This window comes from uncultured Treponema sp., assembly GCF_934725225.1.
In the GTDB taxonomy this organism is placed as follows: Bacteria; Spirochaetota; Spirochaetia; order Treponematales; family Treponemataceae; genus Treponema_D.
On sequence record NZ_CAKVAM010000002.1, the window covers coordinates 1 to 16,542 of the forward strand.

The 16,542-nt window shown below is 41.3% G+C and carries 12 protein-coding genes; 4 read left to right on the forward strand and 8 right to left on the reverse strand.

Annotated elements, in window-relative coordinates; genetic code table 11:
• Window positions 1-80: 80 nt before the first annotated feature.
• The 5 genes from Q0H92_RS02895 to Q0H92_RS02915 form a co-directional block, all read right to left on the reverse strand.
• Complete coding sequence (locus tag Q0H92_RS02895; RefSeq protein ID WP_296011713.1) at window positions 81-632, reverse strand: DUF4469 domain-containing protein; 552 nt, start codon at window positions 630-632, stop codon at window positions 81-83.
• 384 nt (window positions 633-1,016) lie between these two features.
• Complete coding sequence (gene tnpA / locus Q0H92_RS02900) at window positions 1,017-1,487, reverse strand: IS200/IS605 family transposase (protein ID WP_296012526.1); 471 nt, start codon at window positions 1,485-1,487, stop codon at window positions 1,017-1,019.
• Between the two features lie 224 nt (window positions 1,488-1,711).
• Window positions 1,712-2,395 (reverse strand): ATPase domain-containing protein, encoded by a 684-nt coding sequence (locus tag Q0H92_RS02905; protein WP_013702056.1) that lies wholly within the window; start codon window positions 2,393-2,395, stop codon window positions 1,712-1,714.
• A gap of 200 nt (window positions 2,396-2,595) precedes the next feature.
• Window positions 2,596-4,692 carry an elongation factor G gene (fusA, locus tag Q0H92_RS02910; RefSeq protein WP_295798349.1) on the reverse strand — a complete coding sequence of 699 codons (2,097 nt, stop codon included), beginning with the start codon at window positions 4,690-4,692 and terminating at the stop codon, window positions 2,596-2,598.
• A gap of 139 nt (window positions 4,693-4,831) precedes the next feature.
• The gene (locus Q0H92_RS02915) at window positions 4,832-6,208 is read right to left on the reverse strand and encodes a hypothetical protein (protein WP_296011716.1); all 1,377 of its coding nucleotides are present in this window, start codon (window positions 6,206-6,208) and stop codon (window positions 4,832-4,834) included.
• Window positions 6,209-6,481: 273 nt separating this feature from the next.
• On the opposite strand from Q0H92_RS02915, the gene Q0H92_RS02920 reads away from it, so the two are divergent.
• The 4 genes from Q0H92_RS02920 to mtaB all read left to right on the forward strand — a co-directional run bounded on the left by Q0H92_RS02920 (window position 6,482) and on the right by mtaB (window position 11,161).
• Entirely contained in the window at window positions 6,482-8,584 is a 2,103-nt protein-coding gene (locus tag Q0H92_RS02920) for a DEAD/DEAH box helicase (RefSeq protein WP_296011719.1), read from the forward strand.
• 95 nt (window positions 8,585-8,679) lie between these two features.
• A complete protein-coding gene (locus tag Q0H92_RS02925; protein ID WP_294012673.1) occupies window positions 8,680-9,042 on the forward strand; it encodes a polymer-forming cytoskeletal protein in 363 nt (120 codons plus the stop codon).
• A gap of 30 nt (window positions 9,043-9,072) precedes the next feature.
• Window positions 9,073-9,702, forward strand: a complete 630-nt coding sequence (locus Q0H92_RS02930) for a tetratricopeptide repeat protein (protein ID WP_296011726.1) — start codon at window positions 9,073-9,075, stop codon at window positions 9,700-9,702.
• Between the two features lie 10 nt (window positions 9,703-9,712).
• Complete coding sequence (mtaB, locus tag Q0H92_RS02935) at window positions 9,713-11,161, forward strand: tRNA (N(6)-L-threonylcarbamoyladenosine(37)-C(2))-methylthiotransferase MtaB (RefSeq protein WP_296011729.1); 1,449 nt, start codon at window positions 9,713-9,715, stop codon at window positions 11,159-11,161.
• A gap of 45 nt (window positions 11,162-11,206) precedes the next feature.
• Here the strand turns inward: mtaB and Q0H92_RS02940 are convergent, their stop codons facing one another.
• The 3 genes from Q0H92_RS02940 to Q0H92_RS02950 are packed head-to-tail and all read right to left on the reverse strand — an operon-like array spanning window position 11,207 to window position 16,458.
• A complete protein-coding gene (locus Q0H92_RS02940) occupies window positions 11,207-12,664 on the reverse strand; it encodes a DUF1302 family protein (protein ID WP_296011731.1) in 1,458 nt (485 codons plus the stop codon).
• Between the two features lie 25 nt (window positions 12,665-12,689).
• Complete coding sequence (locus tag Q0H92_RS02945; protein ID WP_296011734.1) at window positions 12,690-13,469, reverse strand: outer membrane lipoprotein-sorting protein; 780 nt, start codon at window positions 13,467-13,469, stop codon at window positions 12,690-12,692.
• 43 nt (window positions 13,470-13,512) lie between these two features.
• Window positions 13,513-16,458: an MMPL family transporter gene (locus tag Q0H92_RS02950; protein ID WP_296011736.1), complete on the reverse strand. Its 2,946-nt coding sequence runs from the start codon at window positions 16,456-16,458 to the stop codon at window positions 13,513-13,515.
• Between the last annotated feature and the right edge of the window lie 84 nt (window positions 16,459-16,542).

The following is a 16,542-nucleotide window of genomic DNA, read 5'->3' on the forward strand; positions in this document are numbered from 1 at the left end:
GGGACTTAAGTCTCAGCTTGAGACCCTAGCCTTATAGGCTAAGTGCAAACCACCCGTTTGACGGGTGGTTTGTGATTCCGTTATTCCGACGCTTTCACGCTTACTGTTCCGCTCCAGACCGTCTCGCGAACAGTCTTGTTCACGCGTTTTCCATTTCCGCTTGCAGTCCTTAAAATCAGCGAGTAATTTTTTCCCTCGCTCACGCCGTCCGGCGGATAGAACTCAAGAAGAGATGGCGTGTTCGTCCCGATGTTCGTAACTTTGAGCCACTCGCTTTCATCTGCCGGATAAGAGCCGTTTTCGCCCTGCTCGGCAAAGAAAATTCCGATTTTGCTTTCGCTTTCATCTTTTCCGGCGATTTTTAGCCTGCGCCCCGTAAGACGAACCGCTTTTCCTTTGTAGCAAGTGCCGTCGGTCAAATAGCCGAAACGCTCCTCAAAGCCCGTCGTGATTGCGGATTCCGACTTTTCCTTGATTGCCTCTCCAACTTGAACCGCCCCAATCTCCGAAAGAAGCTCGTCAGACGCGCTGAATGCAACAGAGACCGAAGGAATTTCCGCCGCCGTAGGATTCTCGCCTTCGATGCTCCCCGTTACTTTCAGATACAAGACTCCGAGATTGAAGAGATTCACCGCGTAGCCCTTTCGTTTGCTTTCCTTGCTTTTACAATATTATCGTTTTGTCAATATTTTCTAATTTTGGGCAGACACCCTGCCCCAAAATTCTTTGTAAGGAGGTCTGCCCAGCACACGGCAGGTGTGCTGACAAGCTCTTGTCAGGGGGTGTTACAAAGACACGTCAGGCAGCCTGATGTGTACACGCAGGTTTATGTTTCAAATAAAGCTCAATAAACAAATCAAAACCACCGGCTCAGCCGGTGGTTTGTTCTGCGGGTATAACCCTTTGTTACCGGCCAGCGCTATAGCGCACTGAAACGACTGCCATGCGCACCACTTTTTCTGGCAGCTGCTAAAGCAGCCTCTTTTTCGAGCAGGCTTATTGCCTGGCTATTTTTTTTACTTGCCGCCTTTCGCCGGCTCACCCGTAAACGGGTCAAACAGTTCTTTCATTTCTAACTGTTCTAATGCCTTGTCCTCCATCAATTGATTCCTGATATACTTTTCTATCGCAGTTTTATTTCTTCCTACCGTGTCAACGAAATATCCCCGGCACCAAAACTGCCGGTTTCCATATTTGTATTTTAAATTTCCAAACCTATCGAATATCATAAGGCTGCTTTTTCCTTTTAGATACCCCATTATACTTGATATGCTGTATTTGGGCGGGATACTTACGGGCATGTGTATGTGGTCGGGACAGCATTCCGCCTCAATGATTTCCACACCTTTCCGTTCGCATAGATCTCTTAGTATTTTTCCTACTTCCCTTTTTATTTTTCCGTAAATTATCTGTCGCCTATACTTTGGCGCAAACACTACATGATATTTGCAATTCCATTTAGTATGGGCTAAACTTTGTTCATCCATTTGAACCTCCTGATTTTTCGTAATGCTTCTTGGCAGTCGCACTATGAATATTAGAAGGTTCTTTTTTCTGTGTATAGCTAAAGCTTTCTGAACCTCCAGCCGAGCTGGAGGTTTTCTTTCATACAAAAAAAACTGCCCTCTATTTCTAAAGGGCAGCCGTTTTATTTTAGCCTCATTTTTCAAAGTCGCCTCTAAAAGTTTTTGTTTTCAGAGGCACTCCAAAATTACTTGTTGTTTGTGATGAGCAGTGTCTTTGAGTCCAGCTTGAGTGTTGTTTCAATATCTGTGTTCTTGCCCATTTTTAGAATGCTCAGCTGAGTTACAGAATTCTTTGATGAAAGGTGAATCACAGCGGAGAAGTATGGAAGCAGTGCTTTTGGAGCTGAATCTTCAAGCTTGTCGCCTGCTGAAGTTGAGCTGAACCAGATTTTTGTCTTTGTTGCCTTTGCGTAGCTTGCGACTGTCTGCAAGTCTGCTTCCTTTACTTTTGAAAAATCAACATCATCGATAACAACTCCTGCAACTGCTGTTCCGCCAGCCTTGAGAGCGTTCAATGTGTTTACAACTTTTTCCAGGCTGATGTTGTCCTGGTTGAAATTCAAAATTGTTCTGTTGCGGAGAATCTGCTCCTTTACATCAGCGGCGTTTGCGATTGCCTTTTTCTTTGAAATTTCGTTGTAGATTCCGTCATACCAAGAAATTACGTTTTCGCTGTGCTGGTTGAATGAAACGTGGACAAGCTGCTTTCCGTTAAGAAGCGTGTCCATTCCAAACTGAACAAGCACAGAAGTTTTTCCAAGTCCCTTTTTTGCTGTAACAAGTCCTAGCTCTCCAGCCTTGAGTCCTCCGTTTGCCGCTTCGTCAAAAATGCGGATTGGGCTTCTTTCATATAATTCCTGCTTTGCCATAATGCTGCCTCCTGAATTTTTAGCTTGATTTTTTTAACTTTTGCAGAAAGTTTTGCGCTTCAAGATATTTTGTTTTGCAAAAAGTTCTGTGTCCGTTTGAATAAGTATAGCACATAAATTTTATTTTACAATAAAAAAATCTCCAGCAAAAGAAAATTCTTTCACTGGAGATTCTGCGGTCAAACTAGGCTTTTATAATTTTATTTTGCCTGTCCAGCCTTTTTCTTTTCTGCATAAGCCTTGATAAGCTCGTCGGCAACTGCATTTGGAACTTTGCTGTATTTTTCAAATTCCATTGTGAATTCTGCTTTTCCCTGTGTAGAAGAGCGGAGAATTGTTGAGAATCCGAACATTTCAGAAAGAGGAACTTCTGCGTTTACAGTTGAGTTTCCGTTTTCATCAGAAGAATCGATGATAACACCGCGTCTCTGGTTGATAAGTCCGAACATATTTCCCTGGAATTCTGTAGGTCCTGCAATCTGAACTTTCATGATTGGCTCAAGGATTGCTGGTTTTGCCTTTGCGTATCCTTCACGGAATGCGCCGATAGCAGCAGTCTGGAATGCGATGTCTGAAGAGTCAACCGGGTGGTACTGACCATCGTTGATTGTGCATCTTACGCCAACAACTGGTGCTCCAATGAGAGAGCCTTTTTCCATTGCTTTCTTGAAACCTTTGTCGCAAGAAGGAATGTATTCGTTTGGAATTGCTCCACCTTTGATTGAGTCAACAAACTCGTAGTCTTTTTCTGAAATTGGCTCCATGAAACCGGCAACGCGTCCGTACTGTCCTGAACCACCAGTCTGCTTTTTGTGAGTGTAGTTGAAGTCAGCGCGCTGTGTGATAGACTCGCGGTATGCAACTTCTGGCTGAGAAACTGTAACTTCGCATTTGTATTCACGTTTCATGCGCTCAACGTAAACTGCAAGGTGAAGCTCGCCCATTCCCTTGATGATTGTCTGGTTTGATTCAGGGTCAACATAAGTCTGGAATGTCGGGTCTTCCTTTGTAAAGCGGTTGAGAGCTTTTGACATATTCGCAGCGTCCTGCTTGTTTACAGGAGTGATTGCTTCTGAAATAACAGGCTCTGGAACGAACATAGAAGTCATTGCAATGTTGAGTCCGCCGCCGCAGAATGTGTCTCCTGATGCGCAGTCAACACCGAACAACGCGATGATGTCGCCTGGCTGACCTTCATTGATGTCTTCCATTGCTGCTGCGTTCATGCGGACAATGCGTCCAACCTTGAACTTTTTCTTTGCGCGTGTATTGTAAAGTTCATCGCCTTTTGTGATTTTTCCCTGATAAATGCGGACATAAGTAAGCTGGCCGTACTGACCATCGTCAAGTTTGAATGCGAGTGCAACACAAGGCTTGTTTTCAACATTGAAAAGCTCAACCTGCTCTTCATTCTTGTCAAGGTCAAGACCGTAGTTGTGAACTTCTGTCGGGTTAGGAAGATAGCGTACAACACCGTCAAGAACTGGCTGAATACCTTTGTTCATGTGCGCAGAACCGCAGAATACTGCTACGAAGTTTTCTTCAAGAGTTCCTTTGCGGATTGCGGCGATAATTTTTTCTTCTGGAATATCTTCTTTTTCTTCCATAAGATCTTCCATGAGCGAGTCGTCAAACATTGCGGCTGCTTCAAGAAGTTCTGCTCTCTTTTCTTTTGCCTGTTCTACAAGTTCTGCTGGAATTTCAGCAACGCGGATATCTTCACCGTCATGTCCTTCAAAATAGTAAGCCTTCATTGCGATGAGGTCTACAACGCCCTGAAGTTTGTCTTCAAGACCGATTGGAAGTTCTACCATGTATGCGTTTAATCCGAGCTTGTCGCGGAGCTGTGCGCATACACGAAGCGGATTTGCACCCTGGCGGTCGCATTTGTTTACGAAAGCGATGCGTGGAACATGGTAGCGTTTGAGCTGGCGGTCAACTGTGATTGACTGAGACTGAACACCTGCAACAGCGCAAAGAACAAGGATTGCTCCGTCAAGAACACGGAGTGAGCGTTCAACTTCAACTGTGAAGTCAACGTGGCCTGGAGTGTCGATAAGGTTGATTGTTGTGCCTTTCCAGTTTACCTGAGTCGCTGCTGACTGGATTGTGATTCCACGCTCGCGCTCCAAATCCATAGAATCCATTACAGCGCCTACACCGTCTTTGCCATGAACTTCATGGATCTGGTGAATCTTGTTGCAGTAGAACAAGATACGTTCTGATGTTGTTGTTTTACCAGAGTCAATGTGCGCACTGATACCGATATTACGTACTTTTGTAATATCAAAACCCATAGTGTATACCTCTCAAAAAAAAATTCGTGAGTCGGCAGAATACGAAATGCAAAGATTTCCGCATAATGCAATTAATTCAAGCAATTTTATTAAAAAATAGCGGTAAATTCAATAGGTCTTGGGCTGTTTTGAAGAAAGTTTAAAAATTTAATAGAAATGCTGTTTTTATGTTCCACTTAATCTTTCTGTTTCCGCCTTTAAAAACTGTAGTTGCTGAAGGACTGCATTTAAAGTCGCCTTCTTTTTCAGAAAATGAAAATCCGATTCCGGCTTGGCGCAGCATTGTTTTTTTAGGATAAACTGTGCTTGTGAATGAAAATGTGTTTTTCCCAGAGTCTTCTTTTTTATAGGAAAAAGTTGCGCTTGTAGATGAGCTTTTGAAATTTCTTGAAACCTTTATTTGCGCAGAATATTCTTTTTCGTTTTTTTCCGTGGAATAAATAAAAGCTGCGTTTGATGAAATTTTGAATTTTCCGCTTGAAACATTCAATGCTGTTTTTGCGCAGTATTCGTTGAAATCAGCTGGAAGTTTTTCGATTGTCTGTCTTTCCGCGGAATAAAAAAGAATTCCTGCGCTTGCTGAAGTTTTTCCGAACCAAAATGTGTACTGCGGATTTACTCCTGCTTGGGTTTTTATTCTGTTTTCAGTTTTGTCAGCGGTTATTAAAGATTCGTCTGCAATATAATAGAAAGAATGCAGCAAAAAATCGCCTAAAAGAATGAAATTTTGAAGCCTTGCCCAAAAGAAATTTCCGCCGAACGGGCTTTCGTGTATTCCTGCCGCTCCAGAAATTCTAAAATGCGGAAAAATAAAATTCAGTTCAGTTTCCGCCGCGCCCCGTTTTTCCGTAGAAAAAAATCTTTGCTTTTGAAACCAAGATGAAGTGTTTTCCCTTCCGTATTCAAAAAGTCCGCCTGAAAATGAAATGCTTGCGTTTGGAATGAATGGGGACGAAAATCTTTTGAAGGCAGACGCATAAAATTCCTTTGTTTCAAGAACAGAAAGTTGAATAGTTGGCAAAAATGAATTTTTGTTTCCTGGTGAAATTGAAATTGCCGCTGCCAGTGGAGTTTTCCCGGAAGTCCAGGAGGGTAGGCTTGGAGAAATTCCAGGTGCTAAAAGAGAAGGCTTTTTTAGCGCGCTCGGAACATAAAAATTTGGCTGCTTTAATCTTGAAATTCCCTGTGAAAAACGCAAGGTTCCTGCAAGAAAATCTGTGGCCGCGAATTTTGTTGCCGCTGAATATTTTATTCCGTAGCGGTATTTTTGCATCGCCTCAAATTCAGAAAACGAAGAGCTTGCAATGCCGTGAAAAGTTTCTGTTCCGATTCCTGCGACCCAAATGGCAGTCAGTCCGCGGAATTTTAACTTTGCGCCGGAATCATATTTCAGCGAAAAATTTTCTTTTCCGTCTTTTACAGGAAATTTTAAATTGTTCCCGGAATAAAATTCAATTTGCGCATGGCAAATACCTGCCGCCAAAATAATTGTTATAAAAGTGATTTTGTTTTTCATCACATTATTTATTTCTGAAAAAAATAATTTTCTGCATGGTTTTTGTGAAAAATAGAATTTATTTTGATAGAAAATTATGACATTTTTTGCGTTTTTGTGTTTTTTCGCTTGAATAACATTGAAAAATTTTATATACTCTGCGCTATATTTTATATCATCAGCATGTCAGATTGCAGCCGCTTCTTAGGCTTTGCCAGGTAAAAAGGAAAATCAAGTAAAAAAAGATATTTTCAAGCGGTTCCGGTCTTTCATGTAAGGAAAAGGGAATCGTTTATGGAAGATTTAGAAAACAAAATTAATGGGATTACTATGCCCGCAGAGGATTCGCAGGTTTCTGTGGAAAATTCAAATGAATCATCAAATGAGCCTGAGACAATTTCATTTGCAGACTTGGGACTTGATGAAATCACTCTTGCCGCTATTGAGAAAAAAGGATTTAAAGTTCCTTCACCAATTCAGGTTTTGGCAATTCCACGTCTTTTGAATGGAGATGCAAACGTTATTGCGAAGGCTCGCACTGGAACTGGAAAAACTGCCGCTTTTGGACTTCCGCTTGTTCAGGATTTGCGTGAAGAAAGCGACCATGTCCGCGCAATAATTCTTGAGCCTACACGCGAGCTTGCCATGCAGACTGCGACTGAAATGGCTTCGTTTGCAACTGGAAAATATCCGCGCACTGCTGTTGTTTACGGCGGAGCTTCGATGGGCGAGCAGATGAGAGCTTTGCGCCGCGGAGTTGAAATTGTTGTTGGAACTCCGGGACGTGTTCAGGATTTGATTGACCGCGGTGTTCTTGACATCAGCAAAATCGATTACTTTATTCTTGATGAAGGCGATGAAATGCTTGACATGGGATTCATCGAGGATATTGAAAATATTTTTGAATGCGCAAATCAGGATTGCCGTGTTCTTTTGTTCAGCGCGACAGTTCCAAAAGAAATTTTGAAAATTGCCCAGCGTTTTATGGGCGAGTATGAAATCGTTGAAGAAGAAGGCTTTGAAGAAGAGCCGCTTTTGATTGAGCAAAAATATTGGGTTGTTCGCGAAAGTGAAAAAGTCGAGGCTTTGGTTCGCCTTATCGATATTTCGCCGGATTTCTTCGGACTTGTTTTTGTTCAGAGAAAATCTGATGCTGACTATGTTTCAAAGTCGCTTGATGAGCGCGGATATGAAGCCGCCGCATTGCACGGAGATATTCCTCAGGGACAGCGTGAAAAAATTCTTGCAAGATTCCGTTCAAAGAAAACAAGAATTCTTGTTGCGACTGATGTTGCCGCGCGTGGAATTGATATTGAAGGCGTAACTCACGTTGTAAACTACGAGCTTCCTTTTGATGGTCCGACTTATGTTCACCGCATTGGACGTACTGGACGCGCCGGAGCTGCTGGAATGGCGGTTACTTTTGTAAAGCCGGAAGAAACTCGCAGACGTCTTAATTATCTTATCAACACTGTAAAGAAAAGTTCCAAGGGCGAAATTGTTGAAGACAAAGTTCCTTCAATAGAAGAAGTTCTTGAAGCAAAAAAGAGCCGCCTGTTTTCTGATATTAAAAACAAGCTTGGTCTTAATCAGGAAAAAACTGAATCTCAGACTGAAAGTGAAACTGATTCTGTTTCCGCGGATGAAAATGCTGAAAACAATATTTCCGCAGAGCCAAAAGTTCCTCACTTAAGAAAAGGCGATCCTATTTTTGACAAGCTTGCGGAAGAACTTTGCAACGGTCAGAATCCAGAGGAAGTTGTTGCTTCACTGCTTGCGGTTTCTTACGGCGGAATGCTGAACAAAAACCGCTACGGAAAAATCAATACTTATTCTGTTGAAAAGGGACGCGACAGAGACCGTGGCGGACGCCGTGAACGCGACCGTGGTTCAAGAAGAGGCGGAGATGTTTTTGTTGGCGACGACCAGCTTAGGCTTTATGTTCAGATGGGCTGGGACGATGGCTACAATCCAAGAAAAATTGCGGATTTCTTCCATGATTTGCTTGGTGTTCCGGGGCGCAAAGTTGATGCCATTGATATGGCTGACAAATTCTGTCTTCTTTCTTTGCCGGCTGACGACGGAAGAAGAGCCATTGAGCTTTCCGAGCGCGACCGTTCATTGCCGCACATGCACCTTGACACAAAAGTTACTGGCGGCGGACTTGGCGAGCGCGATTCATTTGGACGCGACCGTGGCTCAAGAAGAGGCGGAAGAGACAGAGGACGGGACCGCGACCGTGGATTTGGACGCGACAGAGACTTTGGCGGACGGCGCGAACGTGATAGAGACAGAGGATTCCGCGGAGGTTCTCATGCAAGAGCTGGAGTTCACACTGCTACACAGAGAAGCGGTTCATCTTCATTCTTCAAGAGATCTGACGCTCAGGAATACTAATTTTTAAGTTTAGATAAGAACGCTGCTAGAAATGGCGGCGTTTTTTTTATTCTAGTCGCATTGACTTCAATGCTGTTCATCAATAAAATAAAGAAATGTACGAAATAAAAGATTCAAAGCCGTTTGATACTGACGAAGAAGATTTTGATACTGTAATGGCTAGTGACATTTCATTTACAGGAAATATACGTTTTTCAAAGCCGTTTATGATAAAAGGAAAAATGAACGGAACAATCGAAGCTTCAAGCGATTTGCTTATCGATACAAATGCGGAAGTCAATGCTGACATTTCAACAGAGCGAGTTCTTGTCCGCGGAAAAGTTGTGGGAAATATAAATGGAAAAAAACTTGTTTATGTTGCTTCAACTGGTTCTGTAATTGGCGACATTTCTTCTGCGCAGGTTGTGCTTGAGCCGGGCTCTGTTTTTTCTGGAAAATGCTCAATGTCTGGAATGTAATTTTTCAAGTTGAATTTTCAAGGTGCTGATATGAATAAGAAAAATTGTTTTGCATTTATTATATTTTTTGTTTTTGTTTCCGCAGTTTTTTCGCAAGCCTCTCGTCCTGATGCCCTTAAGCTTTACCGTGAAGGAAAGTACAAGGATGCGGTTGCTGTCTGTGAAGTTGAAATTTCAAACAATCCGAACAACATGGATTCTTATGCGGTTTTGTGCTGGTCTTTGGTTGGAAACAAGCAGTACAGGGAAGCTGAGCTTAGAGCTACAGAAGCGCGCAAAATAAATTCCTATGATATTCGCTTGATGGAAGTTCTTGGCGAGGCAAAATTTTATCTTGGAAAAAACAATGAAGCGCTTGATATGTTTCAGCGTTATGTTGCGAATTCTTCGGAAACTGCGGCGCGGCTTGGAACTGCATATTATTACATGGGCGAAATTTATGTCCGCCAGACAAAATATGAGCACGCGGACATTTCTTTTAGCGCGGCCGTAAAATATGAGCCGACCTATAGCGCGCATTGGTGGACAAGACTTGGCTACGCGCGTGAAATGTGCGGCGACTTTAAAAATGCCGTTACAGCTTATGACAGAGCGCTTGGCTTGAATTCCCAGAATTACGACGCTGTCCGCGGAAAAAAAAGATGTCAGGATCGTCTTTAGTTTTTAGCTGATGAAAAATATTATTCATTTTGAAACTCTAGGCTGCAGGCTTAATCAGGACGAAACGGAAGGAGCCGCGCGTTCTTTTTCTGATGCTGGTTTTGCCTGTGAGCTGAATCCTGTTTCATCTGGAACAAATCCTTCTCAAGATGTAATTTTAAGCGTGATAAATACCTGCACGGTTACAGGCAAGGCTGAACAAAAAGCCCGGCGCATAATCAGGCTGCTTCTTGAAAAATTTTTTGATTCTCCTTTGATTGTTACCGGCTGCTATGCGGAGCTTGCTGATTCAGAAATAACTTCGATTTCCAAAAATAGAATTGTAATTGTTCCCGGCACAAAAAAATTTATTTTAAAGGAAATTGCCGTTGCAATGAATGGCGGCGAGCTTGATTTTAAAAGCGGAAAATTCAATTTTGAAAATCTAAAATCCTTTGTTAGCAAAAAAATTTTTTCATTTGAGAAAATCGATTCTGCAAAAAAAATTCCAATGGCGGTGAATCCGTTTGTTTTGTATACGCCTGTTTTTGAAAAGCATAGCCGGGCGACTTTGAAGATTCAAGACGGATGCAATAATTCATGCTCGTTCTGTAGAATTCATTTTGCCCGCGGAACTTCTGTTTCTCTTGAGCCTGAAAAAATTCTTGAGCGCGCAAAGGAAATTGAAAATTTAGGTTCTTCAGAAATTGTGCTTACAGGCGTTAACTTGAGCCAGTACGCAGGAAAATCAAATGACGGCGCAATTTTTGATTTTAAAGATTTGCTTTCATTTTTACTTTCTAATACAAAAAAAGTTAAATTTAGAATTTCTTCTTTTTATCCGCAGCATATAACAAAAGAGCTTTGTTCAGTTTTGTCTGACAAAAGAGTTCAGCCGTTTTTTCATTTGAGCATTCAGTCTGGAAGCGATTCTATTTTAAATTCCATGCGCCGGCCTTACAAACGTGAGCAAGTTGAAAATGCGGTTCAGCTTCTTAGAGAATGCAAAATGAATCCGTTTATTTCTTGTGATATAATCGCAGGATTTCCCGGAGAAACGGAAGATGATTTTGAGCGGACAAAGTCATTATGCAAGAAAATGAATTTCGCTTGGATTCACGCTTTTCCTTTTTCTGCAAGACCCGGAACATTGGCATTTTCTATGACTCCAAAAATTCCAGAGCGGATAAAAAATGAGCGCGTAAAGTGGCTTACTGAAATTGCTGTTTCTGGAAAAATTTCTTATATAAATTCTTTTAAAGAAAAAACTGTTGAAGCGACTGTTGAAAAAAAAGTTTTGCAGAAATCAGACGGAAAAAATATTTTTCATGCCGTTACCGAAAATTTTCTTCATGCTGAATTTGAATCTGAAAAAAAACTGGAAGCCGGAAGCGTTGTTCTGCTGAAAATAATTTCCGTGCTTGAAGACAGCATAAAATACGGAAGGGAAGAAGAGTGTTCCGCGGAATTTTTAAAATAAAAATGGACGCAATGGATTTTACCAAAGCGTCCGTTGTTTTTAATTTTAGAATTTGCAGTTTACACCAACATTTATAAAGCTGTTGTCTTTCCATTCGTAGAATTCGCTGTCTTCATCTTTGCAATGGATGTACATTCCGCTTAAAGTCAGTGTTAAATTTCCGTTTGGCTTGTATGCGATTTTAGGCTGAACAACAAGGTCGCCGCGTTCGATTCCCCAAAGCGCAGTAACTTCCGGCGCGATTTTATCATTCATCCAAGAATCTGTAATGTTTACGACAAGCTTGTTGTTTGTGTATCCAGTTTTGTCGTAGTCAACATCGTATGACTTTAATGCTGATTTCATTATGCCGTAACTAGAAAATCCTTCCGCGTCATCAATTTTGTCGCCTTTGAAAATGTAAGTTCCAGTTTCCTGAATGTTGATATTTATGTTGTTTACAGGAATGTCCACATCAAAGCCTGCAAGCCATGCGATGCTGTTGTTGTGAACCCAAGGATTGTCGCCTGCAACATCGTCAGTCAAATTGTAGGCAAGCTCGCCGCGCAAGTTGAATCTTCCAAGCACGGTCGCCGCTTCAAGTCCGAATGTCTGCTTCCAGTCATATTCAAGTGAAGGCATTGTTGTTTTTCCGCTTAGAATTGTTGCGCTTAAATCTGCGGAAGGCTGTTTGTAATGTCCGTAATAATAGCTTGCGCCCCAGTCGAATGAACCGAATGTGCCTGTGAGCCTAAGACCTGCTTGTGTGTACTTTAATTTTTGCGTGTCCGGGTACAAGTCGTCTTGGTCGAATTGCGCAGCTGCCATAAGTCCTGCTGTTCCGCTCGCTGCCCAGTTTGAAGCTATTTCAGTTACTGAATTTTTCAATTCAGTGTATGCGGCTGGCGTCCAAATTCCGTCTGTTGCGAATCTGTCTTTTTCCATGTACGGAGTCCAGATTCCTTCCAAGCGCAAATCATTTTTTTCAAAAGAATAAATTGCGCGGAACATCGGCGTGCTGAGCCTGCGGTCAATGTATTCTGGAACAATGAAGTCAGTGTAATCGTCCGCATTGAAATTATCCAGAACATGAAGCTTGTCGCCTTTTCCCCAGATAACTTTCATTTTTCCCGCTTCAAGTTTCAGCTTTCCAAAATATCCGCGGATTGTAAGCTCGTCAATTACGTCCTGTGGATAATCTTTAATTGCGCTTTCGTCAAATTTCAGCTGAATGTCCGCATCAACATTTGAGCCTGAAAAATTGATTCCAAGTTTTGCAGATGGAGTTGCGGTAACAGGAAAATCTGAAATTGAGTCGTAGTCTGAATCTTTCTGGCCTTCGTATTCCGGCTTGTCAAGATACATTCTGCCCTGAAGTTCTCCTTCGCCGCTGAATGTAATTGAAGGACTTGAGCCTCCGCCAAAACCGTCAGTGTCGTCAGAGAAACTTCCCCAGTCATCAAAATCCTGTGCAAATGCAAATGAACAGAAAATCATCGCAAGCGCAAAAATTTTGTTTTTCATATAAAGAAACTCCTTTGTTTTGCTTTTAGAATTTTCCTGTGTTTAAGAAGTCTTGTGTAAAGATTCTGTCTGGAAGAACTGACTTTACATCAACTTTATGAACTTTTATGGAAGTTGAATGTTTTGTCTGAACATTTTCCATTTTGTTTTCCATTGGAATATTGAAGCCGTCAACATTTTCAATTTTGAAAACAGTAAGAGTTTTTATGAGTTTTCCGTTTTTGTCAAAAAGCTCTGTGTAAACAGGATAGTCTGTTGCTTTGTCAACCCAAACCATTCTGTAGCTGTACTGGCTTGACTTTGGATCAATCGGTGTGTTTTTTACAACTTCGCAATTGAAACCGTTCTTTGTTTCTTCCTTTACGAATTCGTGAGTGTCTTCTTCCATTTCGCGTGTGGAAAGGTCATCGTAAGTTGCGTCAGTTCCCATGAAAGATTTTGAGCCTTCGCTTGAATTTACACGTCTTGTATTTTTCAATGCAGGAAGATAAATCCATTTGTCATCTGGCGCGCCTTTATTTTCAATCTGAAGAAATCTTGTGTCCTTTATGTTTGCCGGCGATTTGAAATCCATGACTGCGCTTGTTATGTCATTTTTGTTGCGTCCGTACTGAAGAACATTACGCTGCTCTGTGTTTCCGTTTTTGTCTGTTAAAAGCATTACAACTTGAGAGCGGCTGTAGTCTGGTTTTGCGACATCATGTGTTCTCTGCATGATTTCATCTCCGCGAGCATCTGCAAACGCTGCGAAAGTTCCTGCTGCAAGTGCTGCTGCCAATGTAAGTGTTTTAAATGTAAGTTTCATTTTTATCCTCCATGTTTTTCCCGGAAAAAATCCGGGATTTTTTTTATTTGTTTTCAGTTTTTTCTTTTGGGCGCATAAATTTCGGATCTGTTAGATTCAAAATTCCTGGAATAATTGTCATTGCAAGGAAGCTTGAAGTAAACATTACGATTGCAACAAGAATTCCAATGTAGCGCAAAACTATAAACTTTGAAAGTGTAAGAACAAGGAATCCAAGTCCTACTGCAAGCGCGTTTGTAAGAATTCCGCGTCCGCTCTTTCTGAAAGTTTCCTTTAGAACTTCAACGACATTTTCTGTTTTCGTCCTTTCTTCTCTATAGGTTGTCATAAAGTGAATTGTGTAGTCAATACCAACACCGACTGCAACCGAAGCTATAATGCTTGTAATGAAGTCAAGGTTGATTTCGCAGAATCCCATTGTCATGTAGTTAAGAAGAATGCTGAACGCAAGGGGAATTGCTCCCAGAAGTCCTGCCCAGCAAGATTTGAATGAAATTGCAATAATCAGGAATACAGAGAACAACGAAAGCGCAAGGCTTGTGATTTGGCTTGAAACAATCATGCTTGTCATTCTGTGTTCCATCTGCGCTGAACCAGTTGCTTCGAGAGTGTAGCCTTCAGGGAAATGTTCTGCGGCGTAGCTTTTTGCATCTGCAATTATGATTCCGCTTTCCTCTGATGAATGGCTTCTAAGCTGGCAAGTTATGCGCATTTCCTTTGGATTCATGTCATCGTCGATAAATCTGTCAAGTGAGCCGCTTAAAAGTGTGAGATAGTTTTCAACAACATTTTTCAGTTCTTCACGAGCCGCAACTGGATACTTTGAAGTGTCGTAAGGAATTTCATAGTATGCAGTTCCGTTGTAGTTAACCTGTTTCATAAGCTGGTTAACAATATCTTCTACGGAAGCATATTGTCCGCCTGCTTCAACATAAGCCTTGTTCAAAAGCTCAAGAACTTGCTTTGTTGTCATTGAAGTTTCAAGCTGCTCGCTGTAAGCAATGTTCGGGTCTACAAAATCCTGAGCAGGAGAAGCTTGCGTTTCTGAATCATCTGTTCCCCAGTCTGACCAGTCGTCAGAAGATGAAGAACTGTCTGTTCCAAAATCAGAGCCCCAGTCGTCCCATCCGTCAGAAAATCCGCTTGAAGAAGAATCTGATGATTCGCTTGAAGAAACTGGCTGTGCTCCAGGAACGTGCCAAACTTGGTTTATGCGTTTTATAAATGTTGTGAAAGAAACAATTTTTCCAATGTTCTCATGGTTTGCCGCAAGATAATGCTCCATGTTGTCAACTGCTTTCAAAAGTTCCGGATTTGAAATGTCTCCTTTTTCCTGTCCTTGAATTACAAAGAAGAGGCAGTTTGAACCGGCGTATTGTTGATCGATGTGGTCAACATCTTTTCTGAAGTCGCAGTTCTTTGGGAAGTAGTTGATTAACGCAGTGTCAATTTTTAGAACTCTGAGTCCAGTGAATGAAAGAACAATTATGATAATTGAAGTAAGAACAAGCCGTGGAACAGAGCCGCAGAAAAATTTGTAGATTGAATAAAGCGTGTCGCCGCTAGCTTCTGCTTCTGTTTTTCCGCCGCGCTGAATTTTTGCCAGCTCAAGACGGCGTTTTGCTTTTTCCATTTTTGCTTTTACTTTTGCAGTGAGTTTGTCGATATTGCGTTCTCTTTTTACAGCTTTTCTGTAATCCTTCAAAAGAAGAACTGCGGGAATAAATGTTATAGAAAGAAGAAGCGAAAGTGAAACTCCAACTGCTGTGAATACTGCAAAGCTATGCAAAGGTCCGAGCGGGCTTGTTATAAGTGAAATGAAGCCTACGATTGTTGTAACTCCAGCAAGCAAAACTGCAACGATAACTTCATTCAAGCCAGAGAAAACGCACTCTTCATATTTTTCTTTTGTCATTTCACCTTCAACACTGTTGATTGCAATGTAGTAATGCGAAAGAACATGGATTCCGTATGCAGAGCCGACCGCAATTAACGAAACTGGAATTACGCTTGAAATCAGAGTGAAAGTTATTCCAAAGAATCCCATCATTCCAACGGAAATTATTGTTGAAAGCAAAACCGTGCACAAAGGAAGAAGCATTCCAGTTACAGTTTTAAAGCTCATGTAAAGAGAAAGAAGAACAACAACAATTACAAGCGGAATCAAAACCAACAAGTCTGAAATCATAAACTGCTTTGATTCTTCTGAAAGAACAGGTTCGCCTACAAATTTCACATTCAGATGATGTCCGTCTGTTTCTTCATTTACAATTTGCTTTACTTTCGCAAGAACTTTTTGCTGTCTCATAATGTCAGTTCCGAGTTTTCTGACTTGAGCTTTTAATTCTTTTATGTTCAATTTTGTCTGTGCGATTTCCGCATTGATTTCTGTTTTGTCGTCCGCAGTTTTTGCCTGCTCTATAAGTTCTGCAAGTTTAGCCTGATTTTCTTCCAGTGAAAGGGTTTCATCGCTTTTTGGACGAAGTGAAATTTGCATTTGAAATCCAGTGCTGTCGTCGTTCACGATTACGCGGTTGTACATATCGTGCCATTCAGCAAGCCGTGATTTCAGCTGGAAAATATCTTCGTCAGTTCCTGTGTATGTGTCTGGAATAAGTTGTGTTGCTGATATTGAGCCATTTTCATCGCAGACATAATCGATGTGTGTAACAGAATCTATGTCTTCAACTTCAGGCAATTCAAGAGTTCTGTCAGTGATTTTTCTTACAACATCAATGTATTCTGGAGTAAGTATTGTTGTTCCGCTTTTTGTTTCTAATGTGATTCCAATAGAAAGCATGCTTCCGAATTCATCTTCGGTTTTTGTAAGCAAATCATAAGATGCATCTTTTTGCGGGAAGAATGAACGAAGCGAATTTTCAAGGGCCAAATTCTTTAAGAAGAATCCTAAGAATCCTGTGAGCAGCAACGTGGCTACAATTATTGCCCAAGGATGCCTAAAAAAAGTTTTTAGAAATTTCTTTTTCATAAAATAATCCTTTCCTGAATAATGTTCAAAAGATTAAACCTATTGATATATAAATATAATGTTTTTTTTATAAAATGCAATAGG

Coding starts and splice junctions, on each gene's coding strand:
- Q0H92_RS02905 (WP_013702056.1), bottom strand. CDS start 2,395: ATGGCAAAGCAGGAATTATATGAAAGAAGCCCAATCCGCATTTTTGAC.
- tnpA (WP_296012526.1), bottom strand. CDS start 1,487: ATGGATGAACAAAGTTTAGCCCATACTAAATGGAATTGCAAATATCAT.
- Q0H92_RS02945 (WP_296011734.1), bottom strand. CDS start 13,469: ATGAAACTTACATTTAAAACACTTACATTGGCAGCAGCACTTGCAGCA.
- fusA (WP_295798349.1), bottom strand. CDS start 4,692: ATGGGTTTTGATATTACAAAAGTACGTAATATCGGTATCAGTGCGCAC.
- Q0H92_RS02925 (WP_294012673.1), top strand. CDS start 8,680: ATGTACGAAATAAAAGATTCAAAGCCGTTTGATACTGACGAAGAAGAT.
- Q0H92_RS02940 (WP_296011731.1), bottom strand. CDS start 12,664: ATGAAAAACAAAATTTTTGCGCTTGCGATGATTTTCTGTTCATTTGCA.
- Q0H92_RS02920 (WP_296011719.1), top strand. CDS start 6,482: ATGGAAGATTTAGAAAACAAAATTAATGGGATTACTATGCCCGCAGAG.
- mtaB (WP_296011729.1), top strand. CDS start 9,713: ATGAAAAATATTATTCATTTTGAAACTCTAGGCTGCAGGCTTAATCAG.
- Q0H92_RS02950 (WP_296011736.1), bottom strand. CDS start 16,458: ATGAAAAAGAAATTTCTAAAAACTTTTTTTAGGCATCCTTGGGCAATA.
- Q0H92_RS02915 (WP_296011716.1), bottom strand. CDS start 6,208: ATGAAAAACAAAATCACTTTTATAACAATTATTTTGGCGGCAGGTATT.
- Q0H92_RS02930 (WP_296011726.1), top strand. CDS start 9,073: ATGAATAAGAAAAATTGTTTTGCATTTATTATATTTTTTGTTTTTGTT.